The 16,344-nt window shown below is 28.1% G+C and carries 21 protein-coding genes, 1 pseudogene and 1 riboswitch; of the genes and pseudogenes, 5 read left to right on the top strand and 17 right to left on the bottom strand.

Annotation, left to right across the window (positions count from 1 at the left end; genetic code table 11):
* Positions 1 to 16: 16 nt before the first annotated feature.
* Together BM384_RS18455 and BM384_RS02180 are read right to left on the bottom strand one after the other, a co-directional pair.
* Entirely contained in the window at positions 17 to 145 is a 129-nt protein-coding gene (locus tag BM384_RS18455; RefSeq protein ID WP_278280887.1) for a hypothetical protein, read from the bottom strand.
* 369 nt (positions 146 to 514) lie between these two features.
* Entirely contained in the window at positions 515 to 1,024 is a 510-nt protein-coding gene (locus BM384_RS02180) for a hypothetical protein (RefSeq protein WP_090010466.1), read from the bottom strand.
* A gap of 203 nt (positions 1,025 to 1,227) precedes the next feature.
* Here BM384_RS02180 and BM384_RS02175 point away from each other — a divergent pair, with 203 nt between their 5' ends.
* From BM384_RS02175 to BM384_RS02160, 4 genes are all read left to right on the top strand, one after another.
* Positions 1,228 to 1,893 carry a Crp/Fnr family transcriptional regulator gene (locus tag BM384_RS02175; RefSeq protein WP_090010462.1) on the top strand — a complete coding sequence of 222 codons (666 nt, stop codon included), beginning with the start codon at positions 1,228 to 1,230 and terminating at the stop codon, positions 1,891 to 1,893.
* A gap of 112 nt (positions 1,894 to 2,005) precedes the next feature.
* Positions 2,006 to 2,212 carry a 4Fe-4S binding protein gene (locus tag BM384_RS02170; protein ID WP_090010457.1) on the top strand — a complete coding sequence of 69 codons (207 nt, stop codon included), beginning with the start codon at positions 2,006 to 2,008 and terminating at the stop codon, positions 2,210 to 2,212.
* Positions 2,212 to 2,787, top strand: coding sequence for a 4Fe-4S binding protein (locus BM384_RS02165; RefSeq protein WP_090010454.1), 576 nt, complete (start codon positions 2,212 to 2,214; stop codon positions 2,785 to 2,787). Before BM384_RS02170 ends, BM384_RS02165 begins: the two co-directional genes overlap by 1 nt.
* A 26-nt stretch (positions 2,788 to 2,813) precedes the next feature.
* Positions 2,814 to 3,200, top strand: coding sequence for a C-GCAxxG-C-C family protein (locus tag BM384_RS02160; RefSeq protein WP_090010451.1), 387 nt, complete (start codon positions 2,814 to 2,816; stop codon positions 3,198 to 3,200).
* Positions 3,201 to 3,442: 242 nt separating this feature from the next.
* On the opposite strand, the pseudogene BM384_RS17210 reads toward BM384_RS02160, so the two are convergent.
* The 12 genes and pseudogenes from BM384_RS17210 to BM384_RS02105 all read right to left on the bottom strand — a co-directional run.
* A pseudogene (locus BM384_RS17210) lies at positions 3,443 to 3,541 on the bottom strand (DUF1349 domain-containing protein); the annotation flags it as partial.
* Between the two features lie 137 nt (positions 3,542 to 3,678).
* Entirely contained in the window at positions 3,679 to 4,491 is an 813-nt protein-coding gene (locus tag BM384_RS02155) for a DUF4885 family protein (RefSeq protein WP_090010447.1), read from the bottom strand.
* Between the two features lie 27 nt (positions 4,492 to 4,518).
* Positions 4,519 to 4,782 (bottom strand): hypothetical protein, encoded by a 264-nt coding sequence (locus tag BM384_RS02150; protein ID WP_090010444.1) that lies wholly within the window; start codon positions 4,780 to 4,782, stop codon positions 4,519 to 4,521.
* Positions 4,783 to 4,874: 92 nt separating this feature from the next.
* Entirely contained in the window at positions 4,875 to 5,099 is a 225-nt protein-coding gene (locus BM384_RS02145; protein WP_090010439.1) for a hypothetical protein, read from the bottom strand.
* A gap of 600 nt (positions 5,100 to 5,699) precedes the next feature.
* Positions 5,700 to 5,972 (bottom strand): hypothetical protein, encoded by a 273-nt coding sequence (locus tag BM384_RS02140; RefSeq protein WP_090010436.1) that lies wholly within the window; start codon positions 5,970 to 5,972, stop codon positions 5,700 to 5,702.
* A 430-nt stretch (positions 5,973 to 6,402) separates the two neighbouring features.
* Positions 6,403 to 6,600: a hypothetical protein gene (locus BM384_RS02135; RefSeq protein WP_139232029.1), complete on the bottom strand. Its 198-nt coding sequence runs from the start codon at positions 6,598 to 6,600 to the stop codon at positions 6,403 to 6,405.
* A 46-nt stretch (positions 6,601 to 6,646) separates the two neighbouring features.
* Entirely contained in the window at positions 6,647 to 7,744 is a 1,098-nt protein-coding gene (locus BM384_RS02130; protein WP_090010428.1) for an L-dopachrome tautomerase-related protein, read from the bottom strand.
* Between the two features lie 167 nt (positions 7,745 to 7,911).
* Complete coding sequence (locus tag BM384_RS02125; RefSeq protein WP_090010425.1) at positions 7,912 to 8,094, bottom strand: hypothetical protein; 183 nt, start codon at positions 8,092 to 8,094, stop codon at positions 7,912 to 7,914.
* A gap of 289 nt (positions 8,095 to 8,383) precedes the next feature.
* A complete protein-coding gene (locus BM384_RS02120; RefSeq protein ID WP_090010422.1) occupies positions 8,384 to 8,944 on the bottom strand; it encodes a nitroreductase family protein in 561 nt (186 codons plus the stop codon).
* Positions 8,945 to 9,189: 245 nt separating this feature from the next.
* Entirely contained in the window at positions 9,190 to 10,221 is a 1,032-nt protein-coding gene (locus tag BM384_RS02115; RefSeq protein WP_090010419.1) for an oxidoreductase, read from the bottom strand.
* A 141-nt stretch (positions 10,222 to 10,362) separates the two neighbouring features.
* On the bottom strand, positions 10,363 to 11,049 hold the full coding sequence (locus BM384_RS02110; protein ID WP_090010416.1) for a radical SAM protein: 687 nt from the start codon (positions 11,047 to 11,049) through the stop codon (positions 10,363 to 10,365).
* 136 nt (positions 11,050 to 11,185) lie between these two features.
* A riboswitch (guanidine-I (ykkC/yxkD leader) is annotated at positions 11,186 to 11,285 on the bottom strand.
* A 61-nt stretch (positions 11,286 to 11,346) separates the two neighbouring features.
* The gene (locus tag BM384_RS02105) at positions 11,347 to 12,057 is read right to left on the bottom strand and encodes an SDR family NAD(P)-dependent oxidoreductase (RefSeq protein WP_090010413.1); all 711 of its coding nucleotides are present in this window, start codon (positions 12,055 to 12,057) and stop codon (positions 11,347 to 11,349) included.
* Positions 12,058 to 12,195: 138 nt separating this feature from the next.
* Here BM384_RS02105 and BM384_RS02100 point away from each other — a divergent pair, with 138 nt between their 5' ends.
* Positions 12,196 to 12,981 (top strand): N-formylglutamate amidohydrolase, encoded by a 786-nt coding sequence (locus tag BM384_RS02100; RefSeq protein ID WP_090010410.1) that lies wholly within the window; start codon positions 12,196 to 12,198, stop codon positions 12,979 to 12,981.
* Positions 12,982 to 13,165: 184 nt separating this feature from the next.
* Here BM384_RS02100 and BM384_RS02095 read toward each other — a convergent pair whose 3' ends face one another.
* From BM384_RS02095 to lexA, 3 genes are read right to left on the bottom strand one after another with little or no spacing between them, the layout of a single operon-like run.
* On the bottom strand, positions 13,166 to 13,786 hold the full coding sequence (locus BM384_RS02095) for a response regulator transcription factor (protein WP_090010407.1): 621 nt from the start codon (positions 13,784 to 13,786) through the stop codon (positions 13,166 to 13,168).
* Positions 13,787 to 13,799: 13 nt separating this feature from the next.
* Complete coding sequence (locus BM384_RS02090; protein WP_090010404.1) at positions 13,800 to 14,864, bottom strand: sensor histidine kinase; 1,065 nt, start codon at positions 14,862 to 14,864, stop codon at positions 13,800 to 13,802.
* 44 nt (positions 14,865 to 14,908) lie between these two features.
* The gene (gene lexA, locus BM384_RS02085) at positions 14,909 to 16,327 is read right to left on the bottom strand and encodes a transcriptional repressor LexA (protein ID WP_090010401.1); all 1,419 of its coding nucleotides are present in this window, start codon (positions 16,325 to 16,327) and stop codon (positions 14,909 to 14,911) included.
* Between the last annotated feature and the right edge of the window lie 17 nt (positions 16,328 to 16,344).

The following is a 16,344-nucleotide window of genomic DNA, read 5'->3' as shown; positions in this document are numbered from 1 at the left end:
AGCTATTGAAAAAAATTTAATCTAAGGTTTCTTTTTTAAGTCTCTTATTGCTAAGTTGACGACATTGAGTGCACGCCCATGCTGGGCGCACAAAATAACTATTGTCAAAGTTATTAACAATAGTTACTATGTATCGGCCAATCATTTCACCACCTAAGGGATGAAATAAATTTCCAATTGTAATTTGAATTTAAAAAGAGCTAGCAAAATTAAAATCTACATCCCTAACTCTTTGCTTTAAAGTCTACACTATTTAGCATTTCAAATTATTAAATACTTTTGAATAAATATTTCCTGATCCTAATTAAAGTCTACACTATTTAGCATTTCAAATACGAGGAAAGTATAAAATTTAATAATGTTGGAAAACTAATAAATTCAGTACTTTTCAGTATATAAGGAAACTACGATGTTAAAAAGTAATCATAGACCGTAAAAGAACCTAAAAGAAAAATAATGCAATTATTTTTTACCTTTTCAAACACTTTTTTCATTAAAATTCTAATAGCAATAGCTATAGCATATACTTCAATTCATTTTTAATCCACTTCATATCTTTATCTTCTATAGAAAATAAAACAATACAACTTAGCTCATTATTCTTATTAACCCCAAATTTAACTTCATCAGAAACAATATATTTACTGATTTCATCATTGGATAATAATAATATAATTGAATTTTCAACAACATGAACTTCCAACATGAAGCCTGAATCAATAGTCATTTTATCCTTTAATAATTCTTTTTCAAACATAGGATGCCCATTTTCACATTCTGCATCTTTTATTTTATAATCTGAATCTATAAAAATCTTTTCTGCAGCAACTAACTTAATACATTTAACTAAACCAGTTGCCTTACTTACACCAATCTCAAGTAATGAGTTATATAAATTTCCCCACTTAATATTTGCAATAGTTTCTGGTTTTTCCTCTGATGCACTCCATTTTACTTCAATAGGAATATACTCCTCATGAATAAATGTTTCCTTAAGGCTCTCATTAGCATTCTTTATATACATAATATTTCCTTCTTTCTTACTGTCACCCATTAACTATATATTTTATTAATGTTTATTATAAACCCAATTAATATCATTTACCACAAATATCATTTTTTCTTCATTTTCTTCTTTTGAAGACAGCAAAAGCCAATGTTTCTTTAAGCCTACATAATCATTTTTATTAAGTCATGTTATAATAACTTAATCAGGAGGATATAAAAATGGATTATATAACTTTATTTGATTTTTGGAAAGACTTAAGTAAAACTCAGCAGCAAACACTATCGGCATCAATTTATGAAATATCTTTTGAAAATGGAAGAATAGTAAATGATTTTAATAAAAGCTGCAAGGGAATATTTGCTGTTAAAAAAGGTGAACTTAGAGCCTTTATAGTTTCTCCAGAAGGACGAGAAATAACATTATACAAAGTTTTAGAAGGTGAAGTATGTGTCTTAGCTGCATCCTGCTTAATGGACTCCATAGCCTTTGATATACTTATTGAAGCAGTTTCTGATACTGAAGTTTACCTTATTCCTTCAAAACAACTTAATAATGTAATGGAGGAAAATCCCAAGGTTGGACTATACATCTATAAAAGTGCCACTGAAAAATTCACCAAAGTAATGTGGACTATGCAGCAATTATTGTTTATGAAGGTTGATGAAAGAATTGCTAATTTCATATTAGATGAAACTACAAAACAAAACAGTAACATAATAAAAGTAACTCAAGATGAAATTGCAAAACAAATTGGAAGCGCCAGAGAAGTTGTATCAAGAATTCTTAAATACTTTGTAAGTGAAGGAATTTTATCTTTAAAGAGAGGTCAGATAGAGGTTCTTGATAAAGATAAATTAAAAAATATGATTAAAAATGAATTTTAAATAATGAAATTATAGAAATGTGACTATGTCACATACATAGCATCTAGGTTTTGATATTCTATATATCGAAGGCAAGATGCTTTTTATTTTATAAAATTAGTGAGGTATAAATATGATATCAAAAAAGACAGCTAATGTAGATAAAAACAGATGTGTATCCTGTGGTGCCTGTTACAATACTTGTCCTAGAAAAGCTATTTCAATTGTACATGGATGTTTTGCTGAAGTAGATATTGAAAAGTGTGTAGGATGTGGAATGTGCTTTAACGTATGTCCAGCAGGATGCATAACAATAATAAGCAAGGGAGATAAAATATAATGAAAAAGAAATGGTATCAATATATGTGGATATGGGCAATAGTTTATTTTTCCTTAGGTTTCTTTAATATATTATTTGCCTGGCTTGGACTTATAGATTTTACATTACCCTTAATTTTTGCTATGATATATGGAAACAAGTGGTTTTGTAACAATATGTGTGGCAGAAGTCAGCTATTTGTTATGATAGGTCAAAATAAAAAATGTTCAAGAAATAGACTTGCTCCTAAGTGGATTTTATCAAAACAATTTAGATATGGATTTTTAATATTCTTTTTACTTATGTTTTGTAATATGATATTTCAAACCTACTTAGTTGCAGCAGGTGCTAGTAACTTAACTGAAGTAATTAAATTATTCTGGACCTTTAAAGTGCCTTGGCATTTTGCATATACTCCAGGACTTGTTCCAGACTGGATAGCAAAATTCAGCTTTGGTTTTTATAGCATAATGTTAACTTCCACACTAATTGGATTAATTGTAATGGTGCTATATAAACCTAGAACATGGTGTACATTCTGCCCTATGGGTACTATGACACAGGGAATATGCAAATTAAAATATAAAAATAAATAATATAAGAGTTTTAAGGAGATAATAACATGAATAAACACGTAGAAAAAGCAATGGAACTAAGAGAATCAGGAGCAGATAACTGCGCTCAAGCGATTATGAAAACTTATGCTGAAGAAATTGGACTAACTGAAGATATAGCTTCATGTATTTCATGTAACTTTGGTGGAGGAATGAAAAGTGGAAGCACTTGCGGAGCTGTTACTAGTGCATTAATGGTTTTAGGTGCAAAAGGCATTGAAGATCCAGCAAAAATTAGAGAATTTAAGAAAACAATAATGAATAATCACGAAGGTACTATTATTTGTTCTGAATTACTTAAAGCTAATGCTGAGAAAGGTGGTAAAAAGAAAGAACACTGTGATAGTATGATTAGAGAAGCTATTGAATTAATTGATGAATATACTGCAAAATAAGAATATATAAGATTTAAGGGCTGTGACGTTAGTGACAAGCCCTTTTTTAAGTTTCAATATTAAGCTGCTAAAAAGTTAAAACTATTTATTTAATTTTCTTATATTCTAGTCTTTCATAAAGAAATGTTGTTATACTTTGATTGATATATGATTTATATATAATAATGTAATTTCACCAACATTTATATATTAAAGATCATTATATAAAAATTTTTATTTCTACTATAAACAAAAAGGACTGTCTAATATGACAGCCACCTGCACTCAGTCATCTCCATATTTGTGAAAGTTGCTTTAAAGGATGACTCCTCAGGACTACAAGCATAAATACCAAATTGAACAGCTTCCTCACCAATTTGGCAGCTGCTAAATGTTATGATACTTGAATATGCTTATAAAACAGAGGACTTACAGAAAATTTTAAAACCCACTAAATTTTCTATTCATATCTTTTATTTTCAATTCTTCGTAATGACACCTACAAATCTATAAATCCTTTATCTGTAACCTTAATATCTAAAAACATATCCTTTAAATTGTTCCAGCCCTTTTCTGAAACTGAATGAACCATTTCTGAAAACCACTTTTTATAACTAACAGCATCTCTTATAGGCATGTAACTATTACCCTCATCTAAAGATTTTTCTACTGCATCATTATACACATCTATAATATCTTTTCCCTCTTTGGTATAATAGGTGCCATCTTTCTCTTCTAACTCTCTTATATCAAGACCTGTTACTTCTAAACACTGATGATATAAATTAAACTTTAGCTTTCCTTCATCTGTTATCTTTTTGTTATTATGATTATTATCTAATGATGATATAATAATGTGTTTAAAGAGTTCAGATGAATTTTCATCCATTTCTAAAAGTTTTTTTATTTCCTCTGAAACGCTACCATTACTACCTTCTATATTGACAGAATAGGAATAGGGATCAATATTTATATTAAAACTAAAAGCTGTATTAATCCCTGCTTCTTTCAATATATTGCTAAACTGATTATTTATTAAATTTCTATGGAATTCACTTTTACTCATATTAAGTAAACCTTCATTTTTACTACCCAAACCTCTAAAAGCAGAATCTCTTAAATCACATGATGAAAGCTCTCCTGTATTCAACATCTGAATTTCATTTGTAAATGCAATCTGACGTTCAGTATCAGTTAAATCAGCTACATAATCAGATGAATTTGGATTAAAATACTTATTAATTATATAATCTTCTGGATTAGAATGATTCTTAGCTATTAAAGCAAGCTTTTTATACTTATCCTTTAAAATATCCTCATAAGCACTAAATTCATCTTCCTACTTAACTTGAGCTTTAAGCTTACTTCCTGCCTCATTTATAGTCTTTTCATTCTTCTTATCTATTTTTTCAAGATAGCTTGAAATATTTATATTCTCATCAATTTTTCTATTTTCTGATATTCCTTTTTTTAAGCTTTTAGAAGCTTTTTTACTCAAATTTATTGTATCTTTATTAACAAAATTATTTAATCTACTATTCTTTTTCCTATTACATAAAGATTGCTTAAAAGATACCATTTGTACATAATTATTTATCCTCATAATACTACCTCTTGGAAATTACAGTTTTATAATTTGTATTTGCTAAATCATAAGTACAGTCAAAAGTAAGTGAATTTCTTTCTCCATCGCAGTTAACAGCTAAGAAAGGAATTACTGAAGAAATACGAACTGCTTTCTTCTGCTGGCAGAATGGCAGTTACACTTTTACCTTCTATATATCTTCCCATGTTATATGCAGAAGACGCAGTATAATTATCTCCATTTACTGTATCCATTGCATAAGCTGCTTTCACATTTATAATACTCACAAAAATAAATGCAAAAATACTTAAAATAACTTTTTTCTTAAAACTCATAATACTCTCCTCCTTACACATATATATGTATTTTTTTACATTTTATTTATATTTTTCTAATGTTTTATTTTAAATCTATTTGCTGTTTTCCACTCTACATTAAATGTAAAATATAATGAAAAATAAGACAGTAGGTAGATTTGTATAAAGCAAATCTACCTACTGTCTTACTATTAGTACTAAAACTACTGCTACTCTTCCAATAAGAATATATATTTTCATTTCATCTATGCCAAAATAAAGTTTATTTTCTTATTATATCTGCTCCTAATAATTTAAGCTTTTCCTCAATTTGAGGATAACCTCTATCTATATATTCAATTTCAATTTTAGCACCCATTTTATTTAATTCGTTGATATGTTTATATCTATTTTCCTATATGTTCTCATATATAGAGCTTCTTCCTTCTGTAATACTTAATAATACAGATAGAGACTACTGAATGTCTGCTGCAAATCCTGGATAAGCTTCAGTTTTTACATTTACTGGCTTTAACTTTTTATCATTGCTAACTCTTATACTACAATCACTAGTTTCAATATTTACTCATATTTCCATAAGCTTTAATGAAATTGCTTCTAAATGTTTGTTTATTTATCCTAAAAGTACTTACCAGAAAACTTTTCTCTAATTACATCAAATAACTCTTTAAAATCCTCTTCATTTTTATTAAATATTTCTTCTAATTTCTCTCTTGCTTCTTTGTATTCGTTACTATTTTCATCAAAGTTAACTATTGGTCTAAATAGAAAATGACATTTTGTAAATAGTATAGGATGTTGTTTTGCAAAATTATTCATCTCATCAATATGTCTTTCTTCCTTAGTTGCATTATGTAAATACTTAAACATGAAATCATATTTGTTAATCATATTCTTCCTCCTACTTTCTTTTCATTCTATTAAGTTAAATGAACATTGATCTTCTCAGCCCTATAAAAGGAGAAAAAAACAATGAACAGAACCAATAAAACATATTTTTTGATATTTTTATAATCATAATTTATTATACCAGAAAATCTGTACTTTTTAGTATTTCTAACAATGAAAAATTTATACTTTTCTTAAAAAAATGATGACAGATTATCTCTATCATCACTTTTTATATTCTTATTCTCTTTTATTTTAACCATAATTTAATTGTAAATTATTTTAATGATATATAAATATTAATCTTGGCATTTTCAAAATCTGCTAAATCTATAAAAACTTCACCTTGATTTCTATCACCTAAGATACCGTGAGAAAGAATAGCAACTAGATATTTTACATTTCCGTTGTAATTTTATGGAATACAAATAGTTCATCTAATTGTCACACCATTAGCAGTCTTACATTCAAATTGAATATCTTTTTCTTCTGATACATTTCCACTAAACATTTCAGGATTAAATCCATTTGGATTACCTCTATTATTAGCAATATCCGTTGTATTTCCACATTCGCCTAATATAAAGGATAAAAAAACACGACTAACTGTAATCGGCTGTTTAAGCCACATTATAAGTAGTCGTGAATTTATGGTGGAGGTGATAGGTGTTACCCCCTCACTTTGTAGCTGCAGGCAACTCACCTATAAACACTCTAAATAAACTATAAGGTTTTTCTCTTAAATCTTTTCCATAGTGATACCTTGCTTGTCTATGCAATTGATTTACTATAACATACAAATATCCATCATATCCTATAGTAAAGGTATCTGGCCACAATAAATATGGACTATGAAGAATAGTTTCCATTACTCCATCTTTTGTAATCTTTCTTATACTATTATTTTCGTAATCCCCTGCATATATTGTGCCTTTTCCATCTGTAATTAATCCATCAGATGCACCCTTTTCTCCTAAATATTTAACATAGGAATGAAGGGCTTTATCTGGAATGGATTCATCCCTTAAAACTTCAGTCTCTATTGAATATAAATCACGACTTGCAAGAGGACAGAAGTATAATATCTTTCCATCTTCAGATATTGCAATTCCATCTGCACCTATTGTAACATCAGAAGTTTCTTTTCTTTCATTTCTATTAAGCATTATTTTTCCTTCTACCTTTGGAATAAAATCTGGATCTGCTGCTGTAGATAAATCACCATTTAAACGTCTAAAGGCTCTGCCATCACTTAAATCTACTACAATAATTCCGCCTGGTCCTTTATCTGATGAATCTGTAATATATGCATATCCTTCTTTGCCAACACGATAATCAAAACGAACATCATTTAAGTATGTAGTAGGAAGCACTACATCATTTGAAAATGTATAAACTCTTTTCATTTTATTAGTTTTAAGATCTATTGCTACAAGCTTTGCTCCTCCCTCTATAGGCTCTGAAAAATTTGGAGAAGCAGTATCAAGAACATAAAGGGTACCACATCCATCTGCAACAATACTCTGTACACTTATAAAACAATTCTGCAAATTATCATAATCTACTTTATTAGTTTGTAAATCAGGATAAGGTACTAATTTATCACCTACAATTTCCCCTACTGTGAACTTTACATCATCTCCCCACTTAGGGAAATTAACAAAAATTCGTCCCTCTTCAGAAATAGTAACACCTGTAGGCATGGCATCATAAAAAGAAAATACTGATTCTAATTTACCAAAATATTTTTCACTAGGTAGCTTTTTCTTTTTCATATTTCACCCTTTTTATATACTTATTGCTTATATTAATATATGTTGAAGGTGGATATTTGAAATTATAATTTAAGGTTAACCTGGGATTTTTATTTTTCAGCAAATACAAAAAGCTGTATGCTTACTACATGCAACTTTATTTTTATTGGCTACCATTCCTTATCAATCTATCTTCTATAATCCGGATTATGTTGCATCCATCCCTCAAAGGTATCAACACTAGCATCTCCATCTCCGTCTACCCAAATCTCTCTACCATCAGGTAAAGTTCTATAATGTGGTGACACATGATGCATATTAGGATTTTCCACAAGATGTGTTGAATCATGATCTTCTAAAATAGCATCCACACCATCAATTCCAATTGAAGCTGTAGTTACTATTCCTTTTCAACTCCTGCAACTGTTCCTACTGTTCCTCCTAATTTCTTGAAAAATCCCACACATTTACCTCCTATGAAAATTTCTTATTGTTTAGCTCATTATCTAAAACTAGTTTACATTACCTAGCTTTATAACTTCTACTAAATTTTTTCAAACATTTTGCATATCTATTTTATAAAAATTTTATATAAATTTAAAGCTACAGGTCAAACCTATGGCTTTCTTTTATAATTATTTATCTTCTATTTAATTATAATTATTTCACATAATTAACTGTATTATCTTTTCTCTTAGGTGCTTTTGAAGGTGTATTATCTGAATATCCTAGAAGCACTGCATGTAATGGAGTATAGTTATCTGGTATATTTAATTTATCTCTAAAATATTCATTCTTTTCACCATTAAATACAGCTGCAGTAGCCGCAGCCCAACATGATGCTACTCCTAAAGAATGTGCTGCAAGAAGCATATTTTGAGTAGCTGCTGCACAGTCTACATCTTTAAAATTACAATCATTATTTCCTGAGATTAAAATTACTGTAGGTGCATCATATGAAGGCACAAACTTTTCATTGTTTCCAACTCTTCTAAAGGTTTCATTATCTGACTTTTTAAAAACTTCTTTTGTCTCAAAATTCATTTCATCTAATATATCTTTATTTTGTATAGCTGTAAAATGCCAAGACTGATGATTTTCAGCACTTGGTGCATAAAGACCTGCTTCTACTATTTGCTGCACCTCTTCATCTTTTATTTGTTCTGCTTTAAATTTTCTTGTAGTTCTTCTTTCTTTTATACATTTTAATACTTCATTCATCTTTAGTCCTCCTAGCAATATTTTTATTAATGCTATTCTTTCTTCATAATTATTTTGTTCATTTTATTAAATTAATATAGGCTATATTTTCAAATAAAGTGATAATTCAAATCACTCATTAAAATATAGCCTAGCTATTAAAGATTCATCACTTTTATCTATAATACAGCCTATATTAATAAATTCTTACCAAGAATAAAAATTAAGAACCATAGGTCAAACCTACAGCTCTCTTTTATATAAATTTATTTTAAATTTTTAATTCCCTCTTCAAGCATTTCCATCTGAAGAATTGTTTCCTCATCTTTAATAACCTTTTCTGTGTGGTTAACTATAGTATCATAAATTCCATCATATACTCTTCCATAATCTCCATCTACAGTCTTAACCTTTTCTTCATGGAAATCACCCTCTTCATCATAATAAGTTATAGTTCCAAAGTCTTCAGTCCTGTCTTTTCCAAAGTCCTTATTATCAGGCATATAAAACATCTTTAAACATTCTTCCTGACGATCTTTTTTTGCCTTTATAAACATTCCCTTTTTACCATAAACAACGAAGCTTGGTCTTTCCTTTATTCTAAAATAGCTTGATTTTACAGATACTTTTAAGATTCCATAGTATAGATCCAAATCAAAATAATCATTCATATGTCCTTCTCCTAAAAGCTGACGCACATCATAATGTATTTTATCTGGCTTTCCAAAATAACTTATTACCTGATCTAAAGTATGACATCCATGACCATATAAATATGATGCCTCAGGCTTAAATTCATAAGTATTTAAAGGTACTTCTGGTCTATAGTAGTCAAAATGCATCTCCATCTCAAGTAAATCTCCAAGCTTTCCACTTTCTATAACCTTTTGAACTGTTAAAAAGTCGCTATCGAATCTTCTATTTTGATATGCAGATACAAATAATCCTTTAGCTTTTGCATATTCAAAGATTTCTTTAGCCTGCGCACTAGTTTCCATAAAAGGTTTTTCTACAAGACAGTGTTTATTATGCTCTAAAACCATTTTTGCATATTTAAAATGACTATCATGCTTTGTACATACTACTACCATATCAATTTCTTCATCATTTAAAAGCTCCTCAATATTATTTGTATAATGTACACCTTCTATGTAGTCCCAAACATCATGGTCTGGATTTCTTCTATAAATAGTCTTCACCTGAAATTTATCTTTTCTTTGCAAAACAAATGGCAGATGATATCTATTTGTACTCTTTCCATTTCCTATATATCCAATTACTAATTTATTATTTTTCAAATTAAGCACCACCTTCCTATAATTAATTATTTTATATCATAGAATTATTGAGATTAAAATATAATTTACCTATATAAACTAAAAAATTTTTTTGAATTTAGGTAGGTAAATTATAATCTTGTCACATTATAGCCCTTACTATTATTTAAGTAACTCCTTTGAAATTTCCTCAAATCTTTCATCACTTATGCCTAGCTTTTTCTTAAATGGTTCATCTTCCATCCTTGCAACAATTACTTTATCAGGCTTTATTTCATTAATAATATCCTTTAACTTTTCAATGGTTTTTTCATCATCATTGTAACCTTTAACTATAGTAACCTCAAATATAAACTTTCCTTCATATTGTTTATTAAACTCTATCATATTAGAAATATATTCTTCTAATGTATATCCTTCAATAGGTCTTTGAATTCTTTTAAAATCCTCTTCTGTTATTGTTTTTATTTCTCCAAAAATTTCATCACAGCTATTAGCTATTTTTTTATATTCTTCTCTTCCAAGTAAGTATCCATTAGAAAGAAGTCTTACTTTCACTCCATTTTCCTTTATAAAATCAATAATATATGGAAGCTTATCATTTACAAAGGCTTCTCCCTTTGAATTAATAAATACTAATTCTGGTTTTGTTTTTTCTATCATATCCTTTAACTCAGATAATGAATCTTCTATGTTTTCAAATTCAACTTGCTTATCTACCTTATTTTTTGATCTTCCAATAGGACAAAATATGCAGTCAAAATTACAGTACTTTTCTGGAAGCACATTAATTTCTAAAACTCTCTTTCCATCCTCTATATAAATATCTTTGTAACTAAAATAACTCATCAAATTTTCCTCCTTAAATTTTTCTTTTCTTTAGTATTACTAAAAAGACTTACATATCTATAACAAGTGCCACTGTCAAAAGAAATTTATAATTTTTTTTATATAGAAAAAAGCCTAGGAGAAATATTAAAAATATATCTCCCAGGCTTTTATCCTTCCGTGAACACAAATTAACTTGTGTGTTTTCTCTCGGACCTGCCAAGAAAGTCTCCTGCGGAACCCTAGAAAACTAATTTCTATTTATTTTAATTTTAATGAATTCTAAATTACTTGTTAATGATATCATTATTAAATTAATCAGTCAACATCTAAATTCCATCCAAACTCTCCTGAATAAATCATCTGTTTTGTCATTCCACCATCTATACAGATATTTTCTCCAGTAATAAACCCTGCTTTATCTGAACACAAGAATAAAACCATATTAGCAATATCCATTGGATTACCCACCCTATGTACAGGTTGCTGAATAGCATCTGCTCCTGTATATTCTGTGTAAGATGTATCAATCCATCCTGGAGATATGGAATTTACTCTAACCTTTCCTGCTAAACTTACTGCAAGGGCATGGGTTAATGCTGAAATTCCACCTTTTGCTGAAGTATAACTCTCAGTATTTGGCTGACTCATTCTATCTCTTGATGATGAAATATTAATAATTGATGCGCCTTTATTAAAGTATGGCATAAATAATTTTGAAAGATAAAATGGTGCAGTAACTCCAACTCTTAATGCATAGTTAAACTCATCATATGTACAATCATCTATTCCCTTCATTAAAGGTATTGCATTATTAATCAAATAGTCAATATGACCAAAATCACTAATTACCTTTTCTACAAACTCATCTAAAGTTTCTTTTTTAGAAATATCCCCAACAAAATAATCATTGTCTTTTATATCTATAATACATACGTTGCAGCCATTTTTTCTAAATTCATCAGCAATAGCTTTTCCTATGCCTTGTGCTCCACCTGTAATAACAGCAACTTTATTTTCATAACTCATATATATCTTCTCCTTAAATTTTTTCATTTATAAATGTAAAATATCATATTATAAAATTATGTCAATATAATAGACTTACTTGCATATTAAAACTTTCCTTGTTACTATACTTAATATAGCTTATGTAGGAGATGACTTATGAAAGAAGAAAGTATATTTGAAATATATAACAAAAACTCTAATACCTATCCACTAATTGTAAGTATGCCCCATAGTGGCACAGTAATACCATCTTCAATAAAAGAAAAGTTAAAAAAAGATGCTATTTTATCTAATAGTGATTGGTTTTTACCTGAGCTTTATGATTTTCTTAAAAACATGGACATAACCATCCTTGAAAATAAATTAAATAGATATGTTATTGATGTTAATAGAAAGGTTCATAAAAAAAATCCTATTAAATTTAGGACAAGCTTAGTATTTCAAGCTACAGCCTATGGAAAAGAAATCTATAAAAGTTCAATATCAAAAAAAGAAATTGAAGATAGAATAAGATTTTACTATAATCCTTACCATAACACTTTAGAATCTTTGATTAAAGAAAAACTTAAACACTTTAAGAAAGTATATTTACTAGATCTTCATAGCTATTATGATAAACAGGAAAATACTGTTCTTATAAGTAATCAAAATAATAAATCCAGCTCAAAGGAAAGTTTAAATAAAGTAAGTAAGATATTTAGAGAAAATAATTTTAAAGTTAAGGAAAATGAATTGTTTTTAGGTGGGTTTATTACTGAGTATTATGGAAACAAATTCAAAAACAAGCTTGAATGTATTCAAATAGAACTTCCATATAATATTTATATTGAAGATAGGCAGTTTGGAGATGAAGTTGTTAATGGATATGATGAAAAATTGTTTTTGGAAACTAAAAATAAATTAGTTGAAGTTTTTAATAAAATAAAGGGGCTGTCCCACTAAAAAATAGTGTGGTAGTTCCTTTTCTCTATTAGCAAAAAGTTATGTGAAAAAATAAAAAACTTTCGTTATAATAATCTTTAATAGATAAATGTTGGTGAAATTTCAAAATCATATTATTAGAATATTTAAATAAACTATAACAACATTTATTCATGAAAGAATTCAAGATATTTTTATCTTTACCCTATAAATTCCCCCTTAAATAGTTGACGGCAATGGCTGTTCTATGTTCTAAGCTTGTCTTATCTAAAATTGCTGTAATATAATTTCTAACAGTTCCTTCAGATATGAAAAGTTTCTTGCTTATTTCTTTATTGCTAAGGCCTTCACTTATAGCTATTATTATATCCTTTTCCCTGTGGGTAAAGTCATAATTATTAAAAAGACTCTTAGTACCATTTCCCTGAATCTTGCTTAAAATCGTTTCATTCATTACTATTGTATCGTTAAATACTGAATTTATTGAATTCACAATTTGATCTGGCGAGTTATTCTTTAAAATATATCCCTTTGCCCCATAAGAGAGAGCTTCATTAACATAATCTTCTTCATCAAAGGTTGTAAGAATAAGACACTTAGTATTTGTATTTCTTACAATTTCACGTACTGCCTCTACTCCATTCATCTTTGGCATTCGTATATCTATTAAAGCTACATCTACTTCATTTTCTCTGCATAATGTAACTGCTTCTAGCCCATTTTGGGCTTCTCCAACTACTTCTACATCACCTTTTAAAGGAAGTAATATCTTTAAACTTTCCCTTATTAAAGCATCATCATCACAAATTATAATTTTAACAGCCACCTAAACTATCCCCCTAAAAATTAATAATCATATTAATAACAAAACCTTCATCATTATAAAACTGAATCTTACCATTAATAGCTTCTATTCTTTCTTCCATCCCCATAAGTCCAAGACTTTTAGTTATATCACTAGAGCCTCTTCCATCATCTCTTATACCTATTCTTGCAAATTTATTATATACATTAATAGAAAAATATAAATTAGAGGCTTTAGAATACTTTGAAGCATTAGTTAAAGCTTCTCTTAAATTATCTTGAATTACTGCAATTTGAGAAGTTTTAAACCTTTTTATATCTCCTTTAATTTCAATATGAGTCTTTATATTAGTGCTATACTGAAAAGATAGTAAATCCTTTTTTATTTCTTCAAGAGATACAACGCCTTCTCCTGGCTTTGAATTTCTTAGAAACTCTCTTACTTCATCCATACCACATCTAAGACTATCCATAGCAGTAAGAAGATATTTCATGCTGATTTCATTACTTTTTCCCATAGTTTCCTTAACTACTTCTAATTGCATTATTGCACTTGTAACCCTATGCCCCATATGATCGTGAATTTTTTGTGCCATATAATTTCTTTCTTTTAATGCAGCTGTTATATCCTTCTGCTCCATATATTTTCGTATATTAACTACCTTTTCCTGAAGCATATCCTTCTGAAGACCTTGAAGTTTATTAAGTCTTTTAAGCTCAATTTTATCCTTAAACTTGCTTTCAGCTTCAAAAAGATATAAATATAATAAAATTGTATATATAATTTCATTACTTATAGGTTCTTTAAAAAAAGTAAAATTGCTTGAAATAACCGTAATTATAACTATAAAATTTATAATACTCCAATTAAATATTTCATACACCATTAATGGAATAAATAAATTAACTGCACTAAACCCTTGAATTTTAACTATAATAATAATCATAATCTGAAACATACTTATAATATTTTTATTTATCTTTAAAAAATATTTTGAAAGCTCTAGCAAAACTAAAAATATAACATAACTTATATTTATAATAGTATCATAACTACTTAGCTTATCTTGACCTATTAATAATATGCAAAAAAAAAACAATTAAAATATATAGCTCAGTTACCCTTTTCTCCATTTACCTTCCCTTACTTCCTTTTTATAACACCAATAGCCTTTCCAAGTACAAAAAATTCCTGTTCTTTAGTAACTTCAATAGGTGCATATTTCTCATTTTCAGGAAGTAAAAGCACTTTTTCTTTTTCCATTTTAAATCTCTTTAATGTAGCACTTCCATCAATATTAACTGCCACTATTTCTCCGTTAACTGGAGAATTATTTTGTTCTATTACTACTAAATCTCCATCATCTATGTTGGCATTAATCATAGAATCACCTTTGATTTTTAGTATAAACTTATTGTTTCCGCCCTTAACCCAATACTTTGGAAGAGAGAAAGCCGATTCTTGAGTTGGATTTATAAGAATAGGTTCCCCAGCTGCAATATTGTTAAACACTGGCACTTCCACTAGCTCAGCCTTATTGTACTTATCCTTTTCTTCGCCAACAAAACTTACTTCATGACCATTATCCTCAAGAGTAAAGTCAAATTCTCTTCTATGTTTTAAATCTAAGAATTCATACTTATCTAGTATCTTTTCTTCATTATTTATAAGAATATTTTTTATATTTCTTTCAGCAACATCAGTTTTAAAATTAAATATTTTCTTATTATCTCCAAAAACCTTCTTAGCATATACTCTTCCCTTTTTAACAAGAGCTGAATATATATTTTCTCCTTTATCAATATCAACTGCCATGTTTACACTTCCATAAGTCTTTTTATTATATAAACTTAAAAGGAAATCTAATTCAATTTTTGATAAGGATTCAACATTATCAATAAATATATGTACATATCCCTTTGTCTTAAGGCTTAAAACTTCTTCTAAAGCTTCAAGCACTTTATCTTCTTCATCTTGAAGATTTTTAGATAGTAAAGCTTCATTATAAATTTTAAAAAAGTTATACATATCATATCTAGCTTTTGACTTTCTTCTAAGACGCATTGGAGTTCCTAATAAATTTAAATAGTCCTCTTCACTTTTAACTTTATTATTTTTCATAAATCTAATTTCACTTAAAATAAGGTGAAGATTTTCTGATTTAAGCTTTTTGCAGAATCTAAATTCATTATTATTTAAAACTTCAAGTACTATATCTTTCTTTTCTTTTAGAGAAGCTACTTTTTCTTCATTTGAATATTTTGAAATAAGTTTACTTAGAGTTATAAATTCAGGATCATTTTTAGAAGATAGTAAAGATACATATTTAAAGTCATGCTTGTTTTTAACATCTTTATATCTGCTTTCTAAATTATCTTTAGAATTCTTTTCCTTTTGAACCACAAGAATTTTATCCTCTTCTTCGTAAGCAAAATTATTAGACATATTTAAAATTCTATGTAAAATAGCTTCACTTTTCCCTGTATTTGATCTTCCTTTTATAATATTGTATTCATTAGGTTTACTTTTAATAAAACGTTCTTGTACTTTTAGCAGCTTCATATCTTTCAATCCTCTAT

Source organism: Clostridium sp. DSM 8431, from assembly GCF_900116755.1.
GTDB lineage: Bacteria > Bacillota > Clostridia > Clostridiales > Clostridiaceae > Clostridium.
The sequence above is the reverse complement of the archived record's forward strand: the minus strand, read 5'-3'. Positions and strand labels throughout refer to the sequence as shown.